Here is a 12,539-nt window from a genome sequence, read left to right as displayed (position 1 = left end):
ATTCAGCGATCCAGTAATGAGTGAGAAGTACCTAGCGCGCGCGAGCCGCGAGAAACCGTCGCAATGCCGACTCCCAGCAATTCAGCAATTTTGCGGTGTGGTACGCCATCACGCAGTAAATTAAAAATCTGCAGGCGTTTGCTGATTTCCTGGTACTCTGCAGGCGTCAGAAGGCTTTCAAGTGCTTCATTCATGGCCTCAGAGCTATCAATGGCCACAAGGAAATTAATCAATTCAGTTTGGTAAACATCATCGGTAGAACGGGATATAGACATGCGCGCACCAATAGTTGAATGCCGTACTAGCGTACTAGTACGATATATTGGTTGGCGAAGAAGTCAAGTCGTTCGAGGGGCAAGTCACTCAAAGAGCAAGTCGTTCGATGGAATAGCCCTACGAGTAATTTGGTGCAGCAAGGGCAGGGTACTGGCATATCAAGTGCGAAGCATTAACGGGCGCTCATCGTCTAATATAACGATATCTTGTTTAAGGAGTGCGGTATGACGGCCTATTTTATTCAAGCATTTATCTACCTTTTGGCGGCAGTCATTGCGGTGCCACTGGCCAAGCGGCTGGGTTTGGGGTCAGTGTTGGGCTATCTTATCGCCGGGGTTACCATTGGCCCGGTATTTGGCTTGGTTGGGCAGGAAACCAACACCATTCAGCACTTTGCCGAGATTGGTGTAGTCATGATGCTGTTTCTGGTCGGTATGGAGCTTGACCCCAAAAGCCTTTGGGCGATGCGGGTTCGCCTGGTCGGCCTTGGTGGCTTGCAAGTAATCATTACCGCAGCGGCAGGTACGCTGATTGCCTGGTGGTTAGGCCTGGTATGGCAAACCGCGCTAACCGTCGGGTTGATTTTTGCGATCTCTTCTACCGCTATTGTGTTGCAAACCCTCAATGAAAAAGGCCTGGCGAAAACCGAGGGCGGGCGTAGCGCGTTCTCAGTTTTGCTTTTTCAGGATATAGCGGTTATTCCCATGTTGGCGCTTATTCCGCTTTTAGCACTGCCCGAATTAATGGAGGCACCAGGTGGTGAGCCCGACCATGGTAGTTTCAATTTGGTCGCGCACCTGACTGGCTGGACCCATGCGCTAGTGGTGGTAGGCTCCATTGCTGCGGTGATACTTGGTGGGTATTACCTGGGGCCGTTGCTCTTTCGTTATGTGGTGGGCGCAGGGCTTCGCGAAGTATTTACCGCCACGGCACTGATGGTGGTTATCGGTATTGCAGCACTTATGAGCCTGGTGAATTTATCGCCAGCACTGGGGGCATTCTTGGCCGGTGTAGTGCTTGCCAACAGTGAGTTTAAGCATGAGCTGGAAGCCAATATCGAGCCCTTTAAAGGTTTACTGCTGGGGCTATTTTTCATCACTGTTGGTGCAGGCATTAATTTCGATGTGTTGGCGGCCGAGTGGGCCACCGTCGTGTCGTTGGGTATTGCCGTCATTATTGTTAAAGCGGTCGTGTTATTGGCGCTTGCCTGGTTGTTCAAGATCAAGGGAAGCAACTTTTGGCTCTTTGCGCTGAGCCTGGCCCAAGCGGGCGAGTTTGGCTTTGTACTGCTGACCTACAGCGTACAAAGCAGCGTGATACCAGCAGATACCGCGCAAGTGCTCTCGCTGGTCGTCGCCCTTTCAATGTTTTTAACGCCGCTCCTGTTTATTGCTTATGACCGCTTGGTGCTGCCGCACTATCTGGTTGCCAAAGAGGGCCGAGACGCCGATGCCATTGAGGAACAGGCGCCCGTTATCATTGCGGGAGTAGGGCGCTTTGGGCAAATCATCTGCCGCCTGCTGCGGGCCAATAATATCCCGATGGTAGTGCTTGATCTTGAGCTGGAGCAGATCGAAAACTCTCGTCGAATCAATATTAAAAGCTACTTCGGCGATGCCAGCCGTTCTGACCTGTTGGAAAGGGCGGGGATTGAAAGCGCCCGCCTTTTGGTGGTCGCCATTGATGATCGTGAGCGTGCTGTACAGATGACTCAACACGTAAAACACTACTATCCCAACGTGTGGGTGCTGGCGCGCGCTTTTGACCGTGGGCATGGTTATCAACTGCGTGAAGCCGGGGCCGATGATGTGGTGAGTGAAACGTATCACTCTGCCCTGGAGCTTGGCGGCCATGCACTATCGGCCATGGGCGTACATCCCATGCGGGCCAAGCAAATGACCTGGTCATTTGTACAAAATGAAGAAGCCCATGAAGACGAACTGTTTGAGGCTTGGAAAGAGATCGAAGGCGGCATCAGCTTTAGCCCGCGTTACGGTGAGCTATTTATGAAGCTGGAGGAGTCACTAAATAGCGCGATGCAGCAGGACTGGCAGGAACCCAAACGTGAGGATGTGCCGATTTGGACAGCACCTGTAGAAGACCGGCGGTAGGTTAATAACGCAAACGTGCTGAGAGGTAACGACTAAAACGGCAAATGCAGCGAGGCGCTGAGTTGATTGAGATGGCTTAGCGTCGGCGCATCTACGCGCTCATATTCCAAGCGCGTGACCATCTGGTTAAGTGTCATGGTGGCACCAAAGCCTTGAAGCCAGGCGGTGCCGCCTTCGTCTGCACCCTGAAGCTCATGGGTGTCGCCGCGCCATTCGGTCAGGCCAGATTTAGCGTACATGCTAAAAGCGCCCATACGTACGCCCGCTACAATGGCACCGCCTAAACTAAGCGTATCCATAATCATTGGTGACATGCTGGAGGCAATCGGAACTTCTTCGCTTTCGCGGTAGGCGATTTCAGCGCCAAGGTCCAATTGAGGGAGTTGCCAAGGGCTAAAACCAGCGGTTACTCGAAAGCCTGATGTGTAGGTGTCCAGGCTGCTTAAGTCGCTGCCTTCCAGCACCACACCATTGTCCAGTTGCAGGAGTTCACTGTTGGGTGAGGCATACGCGATCACCGGCAACGTGTCATTGGCGGCAGCGGTGAGTAAAGGTAGGGTTGAACCAACAACGCTGTACAGGAGTACCCCAGCCAAGCGTTTCATTGATGTTCCTCATCCTTGGTCTTGATTGTTATCTTGGGGTTTGTACGAAAAGTCGCTGAGCGAAGGCCAGACAAGGCAAAAATCAGCGAAAAAACGGAGTTTACATGAGTAAATGAGTATTTTGATCGGACTCGCGCACGAGCTGATTTTTAACGCCGTATGGTCGAGCGCAAGCAGTTTTCGTACAAAGCCTAACCAGCATAGCAAGAGGCTTTAACTTCTACCAAATTAATTGCGCGGTTTTGGAGGTTAAACACCAGATTTTTGCCCATTTCCATAAAGCGCTCACCAAAGACCCATTGGGGGGACAAGACAGATGCCTGGGGCGTTTGCTCCTTTCTTCTCTGGCGTTCACGCCACTCAAGCGCTCTATCACTCCAGTCAACGTTATGCTCGACAATAAAACCACAGCAGCTTAATTGCTCAATGAGCGTTTCATGGCTAAGCAGGCAGGAGTGAACGGGCGTTGCCGCCCAGGGAACAGGGTAGCGCAAGGCCTCTGCATTTTGGCCGCTAACGACTTCGTGCATTACCAACTGCCCACCGGGGCGCAGTACACGGTAGCTCTCGGTAAGTGCCTCGTTAACGTTGGGCATGTTCAGCAGGCTGTGCTGAAACACAAGCGCATCAAAGCTGTTATCGGCAAAGGGAAGGGCGCAAGCATCACCGGTTACCCAATTTAGCGAGGCGCTCTGAGAAGATGTCAGCGTGCTAAGCGTTTTATTAAGTGCGTTAAAACGGTGGGTGATGTCCAAGCCGGTCATGTGAAAACCTAACGCCGACCCTTGGCGCATTAATCCTCCCAGCCCCGCGCCAATATCCAATACCCGTAGATGAAGGGCCGGGTCCAGCAGGGCGAGCAGCCGGGCGGAGGCCGTTACGCCGCCTATATGAAGTTGGTCCAGCGGTGCTAACTGATGCAGAGTAGGCCCCGCAGGGTAATGGTGTTGAATCTGCGCTAGCACCTCGGCATCGCGTAGCCCTTGCTGATAATGCGCCGCTAAAGACATTGTCACAATGATGACTCGTCGCCCAACCCCAATTCCTGAATCGAGATTTCGCGCATCTTGAATTTCTGGATTTTGCCGGTCACGGTCATGGGGAATTCATCGACGAATTTAAAGTAGCGGGGGATCTTGAAGTGGGTGATCTTGCCTTTACAAAACTCACGCAGATCTTCACCGCTAATCTCATCCGCCGTGGCGTTGGGTTTTACCCAGGCAACCAACTCCTCACCATACTTTTTGTCGGGTACGCCGGTGACCTGCACATCGGAAATCGCCGGGTGGGTATACAGAAACTCTTCGATTTCTTTGGGGTAGACGTTTTCGCCCCCGCGAATCACCATGTCTTTAATGCGCCCTACGATCTGGATATAACCCTCTTCATCCATGGTGGCCAGGTCGCCGGTATGCATCCAGCCGGATTCGTCGATGGCCTCACGCGTAGCTTGCTCGTTGTTCCAGTATTTAAGCATGACGCTATAGCCCCGGGTACACAGCTCGCCGATTTCACCGCGAGGTAAGATGGCACCATTGCCGGGATCAACGATTTTGCTTTCCAGGTGCGGCTGGGTACGGCCCACGGTGGAAACCCGCTTTTCAATAGTGTCATTGGCACCCGTTTGGGTAGAGACCGGGCTGGTTTCAGTCATTCCGTAGGCGATCTGTACGCCCTTCATGTTCATCTTGTTGATGACTTGTTTCATGATTTCGGCCGGGCAAATCGAGCCTGCCATGATGCCGGTACGCAGTGAGGAGAGGTCGGTGCTGGCAAACTCGGGGTGGTCCAGCTCGGCGATAAACATGGTGGGCACGCCATAAAGCGCAGTGGCTTTTTGCTCGTGTACGGCTTTGAGTACTTTACCGGGGTCAAAGCCTTCATCGGGGTAAATCATCGCCGCGCCATGGGTCATACAGCCCAGGTTGCCCATGACCATGCCGAAGCAGTGATAAAGCGGCACCGGGATGACCAAGCGATCTTCGCTGGTAAAACCCATGCTTTCGGCCACAAAAAAGCCGTTATTAAGAATATTGTGGTGGGAAAGCGTGGCCCCTTTAGGAAAGCCAGTGGTGCCCGAGGTGTATTGAATATTGATCGGGTCATCAAACTGAAGCGTGCTTTGCAGGTCGTTGACGTCGGTTTGGCTAACCTTGGCCGACTCCAGCATCAAATCTGACCAGCGCCACGTGCCGGGATGCTTGTCGGCGCTTAAGTTAATCACGCACTCAAGCTGGGGCAGTTTTAGCGATTTAAGCGCGCCTTCCGTACTGGTTTTAAGCTCCGGCGCCAGTTCATAGAGCATGTCGCGATAATTAGAGTTTTTAAAGCTATCCGCGCTGACCAAAAAACGCGCGCCGGATTGGTTAAGCGCGTACTCAAGTTCATGAGTGCGGTAGGCCGGGTTGATGTTGACTAAAATAGCGCCGATTTTGGCTGTGGCGAACTGGGTTAATGTCCACTCGCTGCAGTTAGGCGCCCACATACCGACCCGATCACCACACTTCACGCCAATGGCAAGCAACGCGCGGGCGCAGCGGTTCACCTCTTCGTGAAGCTCGCGATATCGCCAATGAATGTTCTGGTGCAGCACAATCAGAGCGTCGTTATCGGGATATTGCGCGGCGATTTGGTCAAATTTATCGCCGATAGTCATGCCAATCAGCGGTTTGTCAGCGGTACTGCTGGCATAGCTGGGCAGGGCTTGGGTAGATAGGCTGGGGTCATGTAGCGCCATGATGTCTCTCCGTATTTTTTATTGTCTGATCGAACAGGCCGCGCTGATTGGCGTTAGGTTGAGTGTCCGCCTCTGGCCAGGGCAACGTTTGAGGTCGGCTTGCGGCCCAGGGCCTGGGTAATCCAGTTGCCGGTATCCAGCACGGCCTGCAAATCAATCCCCGTTTCAATGCCTAAACCTTCCAACAGGTAGAGCACGTCTTCAGTGGCGACGTTGCCGGAGGCACCTTTGGCATAAGGGCATCCGCCCAAACCGCCGGTCGCGGCATCAATCACGCTAATGCCTTCTTCCATCACCGCGTAAAGGTTGGCAATAGCCATACCGTAGGTGTCGTGAAAATGTGCCGCCAGTTGATCGATCGGCACCTGCACGGATACGGCTTCAATCATTCGTTTGGCCGCCAGCGGCGTACCCACCCCGATGGTGTCGCCGAGGGAAATTTCATAGCAGCCCATGTCATAAAGGGCCTTGGCCACCTGAGCGACTTTCTCAGCAGGAATATCGCCTTCATAAGGGCAGCCCAGCACGCAGGAAACGTAGCCGCGCACACGCACATTGGCTTCCTGGGCACGCTTGAGCACAGGCTCGAAGCGCTCAAGGGATTCAGCAATCGAGCAGTTGATGTTCTTCTGCGAAAACGCCTCAGAGGCCGCGCCAAATACCGCGACTTCATCAACACCTGCAGCCAGCGCATTTTCAAGCCCCTTGAGGTTAGGGGTAAGGGCCGAGTAAACCACGCCGGGAGTGCGCTTAATGCCGTGCATTACGTCGGCCGCATCGCCCATTTGCGGCACCCATTTGGGCGATACAAAGCTTGCCGCTTCAATATGGTGGATACCGGCATTGGCAAGCCGCTCAATCAGCTCGATTTTAGTTGCGGTAGGCACCATGGCCCCCGGCTCGTTTTGCAGGCCGTCTCGGGGGGCCATTTCGAACAGGCGTACGCGCTGGGGGAGGCTGGATGGGCGCAGTGCCATGGTAAAGCTCCTTATTCGCCAAGGGCGAAGTCGAGTAATACATCGCCTTGGCTAACGGTATCGCCTGCCTGAAAGCGGAAGCCTTCCACGCGGCCGTTAGTCGGCGCGGTTATGGTGTGTTCCATCTTCATGGCTTCCATAACCATCAGGGGAATGCCTTTTTCAACGCTCGTCCCGGCTTCAACCAATAGCGCTACCACCGTGCCATGCATGGGGGCGGTAAAGCTTGCCTGCACTTCATGCTGGCCGTGATCAATCGCATCGATGCGCTGCCAGTAAAGGCGGGTTTCGCCCTGCGGGTCGACCATGATTAACACATTGCCATCGCGCTGGGCCTGCAGGCGGCGGCGATGCCCGTTAAGGGTAATTGCCACGGCATTGCCGGTAAGCGGTTGAAGGCTGGCGCTAAAGGTTTGCCCATTAACGGCGTGGCCATTAATGGTTAGGTGCCACTCTGAGTCGCCCGGGTGTCGCTTGCCTTCTACTACCACTAAGGGGCTTGCATCCTCGGGCGCTTGAGAGTGCTTGGGATCATGCAAGGCAATACGCACCGTGCGCGGCGCGTTAAGCCGAAATCCATCATGACGATCCCAGGGCGAGTTGCTTTCGCACTCCTGAGCCAGCTGGTGTAACGCCAGTAACGCGGCGCTGGCATACTCTTCAGGCTGGTAGTGGTGCGCGGCAAACAGGGTAGCCTCGTGGCGCTCGATAAACCGCGTATCCAGCTCTACGTTCTTAAACGCGGGGTGAGTCGCTAGGCGCTGCAAAAAAGCCCGGTTGGTGACCACCCCCTGTATATCAAGCGCCGCTAGCGCACGGTTAAGCGTAGCCAGGGCGGCATCCCGGTCACTGCCATGCACAATCAGCTTGGCAAGCATGGGGTCGTAGTGCATGGAAACCGTATCACCGCTTTCCACACCGCTATCCAGGCGCACCTGCTCAGCCTTTAAGTCGGTGCCCGCTAAATCGAGCGCAAAGCGAGTCAACTGGCCCGTGGCGGGTAAAAAGCCCTGGTCAGGATCTTCGGCATAAAGGCGTGCTTCAAAGCTATGCCCGGTGATCGTTAAATCTTCCTGTGTGCTAGGCAGCGATTCACCCATCGCCACGCGCAGCTGCCACTCGACCAGATCCTGGCCGGTGATCATTTCCGTCACCGGGTGCTCGACCTGCAGACGAGTGTTCATCTCCATAAAGTAGAACGCCTCGCCTTGGCCTGGCGAAGCATCCAATAGAAACTCAACCGTGCCTGCGCCCACATAGCCAATTTCCTGAGCGGCACGCACAGCAGCATTACCCATCGCTGTGCGTAGTTCCGGCGTCATGCCGGGGGCTGGGGCTTCTTCGAGGACTTTTTGGTGGCGGCGTTGAACGCTGCAGTCGCGCTCGAACAGGTACACGCCGTGGCCCTGGCGATCACAAAACACCTGTACTTCCACGTGGCGTGGCTGCACCAGATATTTTTCTATCAGCATACGATCATCGCCGAAGGCAGCTTTAGACTCGCGGCGACAGCCTTCCAGCGCCGCTTGGAAGGCCTCGCTGTTTTCGACCACGCGCATACCTTTGCCACCACCACCGGCGCTGGCTTTGAGCATGACCGGGTAACCGATGTTATCAGCCTCGGCCCGGAGTAAATTATCATCCTGATTATCGCCGTGGTAGCCCGGCACCAGCGGTACATTGGCATTGGCCATGCGCGCTTTGGCGGCCGATTTATCCCCCATGGCGGCAATGGCTGACGCGGGTGGCCCGATAAAGGTAATGCCCGCTTCTTCGAGCGCTTTTACAAAGGCGCCGTTTTCCGAAAGAAAGCCGTAGCCAGGGTGAATGGCGCCACTGCCGGTGCGCTTGGCGGCGTCAATCACCGCTTCGATATTTAAATAGCTTTCCCTCGCAGCGGCGGGGCCAATACGAATGGCTTCATCGGCTTCACGCACATGGCGGGCGTTGGCATCGGCATCAGAATACACGGCAACGGTTTTAAGCCCCATGCGGCGTGCGGTGCGCATTACCCGGCAGGCAATTTCACCCCGGTTGGCGATCAGCAACGTGTCAAAGGGCGTGGTACGCACGTTAGGTTCAGACGACGTTAGGTGGCTCATGAGCGGCGCTCCTTGGCATGGCCGGATAGAGGCGTTTCGGCCCAGGCGGGGCGACGCTTTTCAAAAAATCCAGCCAGACCTTCCTGGCCTTCCTGGCTAACCCGCAGCTTGGCAATCACCTGGCAGGTTTGTTCGCGCGTGGCGTCAGAATCAGGCGACTGGCTGACCGTTTGTAGCAGCGCTTTGGTAGCCTGCTGCGCCTGCGGTGAACCGGCGAGCAGGGTTTCCAGCATGGCATCTACCGCGCTATCCAGTGCGCCGTGTTCAACGACCTGATGGGCCAGGCCCAGACTGAGTGCGGTGGGCGCATCAATGACTTCAGCGCTCAACCCGTAACGGCGCATCTGACGCGCGCCGAGTGCGCGGTGTACATAGGGGCTAATGACCGCAGGCGAGAGGCCAATCTTGACTTCTGAAAGGCAGAACCTGGCTTTATCGGAGGCAATAACGATATCGCAGCAGGCGGCCAAGCCTACGGCGCCGCCAAAGGCTGCACCCTGAACCCGGCACAGCGTGGGGCAGGGCAGCGTATCCAGGCTGTGCATTAGGGCGGCGAGTTTGCGCGAATCGGCCAGATTGTCTTCAAAGTCGTAATCGACCATGCACTTCATCCAGTTCAAATCCGCGCCCGCTGAGAAGCTGTTGCCTTCAGAACCCAGCACCACCACGCGAACCTCTCCGCTTTCAATCAGCGGTTGAAGCTGGTCAAGGTGTGCGTTCAGCTCGGCAATCAGCTGGTCATCAAAGGCGTTATGAACGTCGGGGCGATTAAGGGTTAAGCGGGCAACGCTTGCATCAATAGTTAACGTTGAATTCGTCATGATAGAGCCCCTTACATCCGGAACACGCCGAAGCGTGTCTCTTCAATCTCAGCATTCATGGCCGCGGCCAGCGCTAAACCCAGTACATCGCGGGTTTGTAGCGGGTCGATCACGCCGTCATCCCATAGCCGGGCACTGGCGTAGTAAGGGTGGCCCTGGTGCTCATACTGTTCGCGGGTGGGCTGCTTGAACGCTTCTTCGGCCTCTTTAGTCCATTCGCTGCCTTCGCGCTCATACTGCTCGCGCTTAACCTGGGCCAGTACACCGGCGGCCTGCTCGCCACCCATCACGGAAATACGCGCGTTGGGCCACATGAATAGCAGGTTAGGGTCATAAGCGCGGCCGCACATACCGTAGTTGCCCGCCCCGAAGCTTCCGCCAATCAGCACGGTGAACTTGGGCACCTTAGCGCACGCCACGGCGGTGACCAGCTTGGCGCCGTGCTTGGCGATACCTTCATGCTCGTACCTGGAACCCACCATAAAGCCGGTGATGTTCTGCAGGAAAACCAGCGGAATCTTGCGCTGGGCGCACAGCTCAATAAAGTGGGCGCCTTTGACGGCGCTCTCTGAAAACAGCACACCGTTATTGGCCACAATACCCACCGGATGGCCATGAATATGCGCAAACCCGGTGACTAAGGTGTCGCCGTAGTAGCGTTTGAACTCATCAAAATCAGAGCCGTCGACAATGCGCCCGATAACTTCGCGAACATCAAAGGGCTTTTTAAGGTCGGTGCCCACAATGCCGTAAAGCTCCAGCGGGTCGAGCTTGGGTGGCTCGGGTGCCTGCATGGCAAGCTTGCCGCGCTTTTGCCAGTTCAGGCGCGAAACACAGGCCCGGGCAAGCTGCAGGGCATGCATATCGTTTTCGGCATAATGGTCTGCCACACCACTGACTTTGGCATGCACGTCCGCACCACCCAACGCCTCGGCGCTGATGCTTTCACCGGTGGCCGCTTTGACCAGCGGCGGGCCGCCCAGAAAGATGGTGCCTTGCTCTTTAACGATGATCGATTCGTCGGCCATGGCGGGCACATACGCGCCGCCTGCCGTGCAGGAACCCATCACCACGGCAATTTGCGGAATGCCTTCGGCCGACAGGGTGGCCTGGTTGTAAAAAATGCGTCCGAAGTGGTCGCGGTCAGGGAAGACTTCATCCTGACGGGGTAGAAAGGCACCGCCAGAATCGACCAGATAAAGACACGGCAGGCGATGCTTGCGGGCGATTTCCTGAGCGCGAATATGTTTTTTTACCGTCAGCGGAAAGTAGGTGCCGCCTTTTACTGTGGCATCGTTGGCCACAATCACGCATTCAACGCCCGAAACGCGCCCAATGCCAGTCACCACACCGGCGGCTGGTACGTCGCTTTCATACACCTTGTGGGCGGCAAGCGCTGAAAATTCTAGGAAAGGCGAGCCTTCGTCGATCAGGTGATCGATGCGATCACGCACAAACAGTTTGCCACGGCTCTCATGGCGCTCACGAGATTTAACGCCGCCACCCTGGGCAACGGCAGCGGTGAGTTCATGCAGCTGGGTAACCACGCCGCGCATCGACTGCTCATTGGTCTGAAAGAGATCGCTACGCGGATTAATTTGAGTGCTGAGAATGCTCATGGCGCGCCTCTACTGGCTTTCGGTGAAGAGTTCGCGGCCAATCAACATCCGCCGAATTTCACTGGTGCCCGCGCCGATTTCATACAGCTTCGCATCGCGCAGCAGGCGCCCGGTGGGGTATTCATTGATATAACCGTTACCGCCCAACAACTGAATGGAATCCAGCGCTACCTGAGTGGCTTTCTCGGCACAGTAGAGAATGACGCCAGCGGCATCCTTGCGCGAGGTCTGGTCGCGATCACACGCGGCCGCGACGGCATACAGGTAGGCGCGGCAGGCGTTCAGCGTGGTGTACATATCCGCGATTTTGCCCTGCACCAGCTGGAACTCACCGATCGACTGATTAAACTGTTTGCGCTCATGGATATACGGCATTACGACATCCATGGCAGCCTGCATAATGCCGACCGGCCCGGCAGCCAGCACGGTGCGCTCGTAGTCCAGCCCGCTCATCAGTACGCGCACACCTTTGCCTTCTTCACCCAGCACGTTTTCAGCGGGGACCTCGCAATCCTGAAACACCAACTCGCAGGTGTTGGAGCCGCGCATGCCCAGCTTGTCGAGCTTTTGCGCCGTGGAGAACCCCGGCATGCCTTTTTCGATCAGGAAAGTGGTAATGCCTTTGGACCCAGCGTCTGGATCCGTCTTGGCGTAGACCACCAGCACATCGGCATCGGGGCCGTTGGTGATCCACATTTTGTTGCCGTTTAAAATGTAGTTATCGCCGACTTTTTTAGCCCGCAGCTGCATGGAAACCACATCGGAGCCAGCGCCGGGTTCGGACATGGCAAGCGCGCCAACGTGCTCGCCGCTGATCAATTTGGGCAGATACTTGGCTTTCTGTTCGGCGGAGGCGTTGCGCTTGATCTGGTTCACACACAGGTTAGAGTGCGCGCCGTAAGACAGCGCGACAGAGGCGCTCGCCCGGGAGATCTCTTCCATGGCGATACAGTGGGCAAGGTAGCCCATGCCGCTGCCGCCATCCTCTTCAGACACAGTGATGCCTAAAAGGCCCATGTCGCCAAACTTCTTCCATAAGTCGTTGGGGAATTCATTATTACGGTCGATTTCCGCAGCGCGCGGGGCAATTTCGTTGGCGGCGAAGGCATTGACCTGCTCGCGCAGCATGTTCATTTCGTCATCAAGACCGAAATTCAGTTCTGAGTAGAGAGAATGCATGGTCAATCACCTGTTTATTAGAGATCGTTTATTAGAAATCGTTTATTGAAAATAGTTGTTGAGTAGGTAATGAGGCGCCGCTAGCGTTTGTATGATGAGCCAGTCTGGTACG

10 protein-coding genes are annotated in these 12,539 nt (G+C 55.6%); 1 reads left to right on the top strand and 9 read right to left on the bottom strand.

Going from position 1 to position 12,539, the window contains the following annotated elements; translation table 11 throughout:
• Window positions 1-2: 2 nt before the first annotated feature.
• The gene (locus tag ACT3R4_RS00205; RefSeq protein ID WP_441677097.1) at window positions 3-275 is read right to left on the bottom strand and encodes a Trp family transcriptional regulator; all 273 of its coding nucleotides are present in this window, start codon (window positions 273-275) and stop codon (window positions 3-5) included.
• A gap of 225 nt (window positions 276-500) precedes the next feature.
• Between ACT3R4_RS00205 and ACT3R4_RS00200 the strand changes: the two genes are divergently transcribed.
• Entirely contained in the window at window positions 501-2,387 is a 1,887-nt protein-coding gene (locus ACT3R4_RS00200) for a monovalent cation:proton antiporter-2 (CPA2) family protein (protein WP_441677098.1), read from the top strand.
• Between the two features lie 32 nt (window positions 2,388-2,419).
• Here the strand turns inward: ACT3R4_RS00200 and ACT3R4_RS00195 are convergent, their stop codons facing one another.
• From ACT3R4_RS00195 to ACT3R4_RS00160, 8 genes are all read right to left on the bottom strand, one after another.
• A complete protein-coding gene (locus ACT3R4_RS00195; protein WP_172116423.1) occupies window positions 2,420-2,992 on the bottom strand; it encodes a hypothetical protein in 573 nt (190 codons plus the stop codon).
• A gap of 191 nt (window positions 2,993-3,183) precedes the next feature.
• On the bottom strand, window positions 3,184-4,002 hold the full coding sequence (locus ACT3R4_RS00190) for a class I SAM-dependent methyltransferase (protein WP_441677132.1): 819 nt from the start codon (window positions 4,000-4,002) through the stop codon (window positions 3,184-3,186).
• Between the two features lie 2 nt (window positions 4,003-4,004).
• Window positions 4,005-5,729 (bottom strand): AMP-binding protein, encoded by a 1,725-nt coding sequence (locus tag ACT3R4_RS00185; RefSeq protein ID WP_441677099.1) that lies wholly within the window; start codon window positions 5,727-5,729, stop codon window positions 4,005-4,007.
• Window positions 5,730-5,782: 53 nt separating this feature from the next.
• Window positions 5,783-6,706: a hydroxymethylglutaryl-CoA lyase gene (locus ACT3R4_RS00180; protein WP_441677100.1), complete on the bottom strand. Its 924-nt coding sequence runs from the start codon at window positions 6,704-6,706 to the stop codon at window positions 5,783-5,785.
• A gap of 11 nt (window positions 6,707-6,717) precedes the next feature.
• The gene (locus tag ACT3R4_RS00175) at window positions 6,718-8,808 is read right to left on the bottom strand and encodes an acetyl/propionyl/methylcrotonyl-CoA carboxylase subunit alpha (protein ID WP_441677101.1); all 2,091 of its coding nucleotides are present in this window, start codon (window positions 8,806-8,808) and stop codon (window positions 6,718-6,720) included.
• A complete protein-coding gene (locus ACT3R4_RS00170) occupies window positions 8,805-9,629 on the bottom strand; it encodes an enoyl-CoA hydratase/isomerase family protein (protein WP_441677102.1) in 825 nt (274 codons plus the stop codon). Before ACT3R4_RS00170 ends, ACT3R4_RS00175 begins: the two co-directional genes overlap by 4 nt.
• Before the next feature lie 11 nt (window positions 9,630-9,640).
• A complete protein-coding gene (locus ACT3R4_RS00165) occupies window positions 9,641-11,248 on the bottom strand; it encodes a carboxyl transferase domain-containing protein (protein WP_441677103.1) in 1,608 nt (535 codons plus the stop codon).
• A gap of 9 nt (window positions 11,249-11,257) precedes the next feature.
• On the bottom strand, window positions 11,258-12,427 hold the full coding sequence (locus ACT3R4_RS00160; RefSeq protein ID WP_441677104.1) for an isovaleryl-CoA dehydrogenase: 1,170 nt from the start codon (window positions 12,425-12,427) through the stop codon (window positions 11,258-11,260).
• Between the last annotated feature and the right edge of the window lie 112 nt (window positions 12,428-12,539).

It is taken from the genome of Halomonas sp. AOP7-E1-9, assembly GCF_052376035.1.
GTDB classification, from domain to species: Bacteria; Pseudomonadota; Gammaproteobacteria; order Pseudomonadales; family Halomonadaceae; genus Vreelandella; species Vreelandella citrativorans.
This window is presented reverse-complemented; position numbering and strand designations above follow the sequence as displayed.

Bases quoted from the DNA above. Each gene is read 5' to 3' on its own strand.
- ACT3R4_RS00205 (WP_441677097.1), bottom strand. From the start codon at position 275: ATGTCTATATCCCGTTCTACCGATGATGTTTACCAAACTGAATTGATT.
- ACT3R4_RS00160 (WP_441677104.1), bottom strand. From the start codon at position 12,427: ATGCATTCTCTCTACTCAGAACTGAATTTCGGTCTTGATGACGAAATG.
- ACT3R4_RS00190 (WP_441677132.1), bottom strand. From the start codon at position 4,002: ATGTCTTTAGCGGCGCATTATCAGCAAGGGCTACGCGATGCCGAGGTG.
- ACT3R4_RS00175 (WP_441677101.1), bottom strand. From the start codon at position 8,808: ATGAGCCACCTAACGTCGTCTGAACCTAACGTGCGTACCACGCCCTTT.
- ACT3R4_RS00165 (WP_441677103.1), bottom strand. From the start codon at position 11,248: ATGAGCATTCTCAGCACTCAAATTAATCCGCGTAGCGATCTCTTTCAG.
- ACT3R4_RS00170 (WP_441677102.1), bottom strand. From the start codon at position 9,629: ATGACGAATTCAACGTTAACTATTGATGCAAGCGTTGCCCGCTTAACC.
- ACT3R4_RS00195 (WP_172116423.1), bottom strand. From the start codon at position 2,992: ATGAAACGCTTGGCTGGGGTACTCCTGTACAGCGTTGTTGGTTCAACC.
- ACT3R4_RS00180 (WP_441677100.1), bottom strand. From the start codon at position 6,706: ATGGCACTGCGCCCATCCAGCCTCCCCCAGCGCGTACGCCTGTTCGAA.
- ACT3R4_RS00185 (WP_441677099.1), bottom strand. From the start codon at position 5,729: ATGGCGCTACATGACCCCAGCCTATCTACCCAAGCCCTGCCCAGCTAT.
- ACT3R4_RS00200 (WP_441677098.1), top strand. From the start codon at position 501: ATGACGGCCTATTTTATTCAAGCATTTATCTACCTTTTGGCGGCAGTC.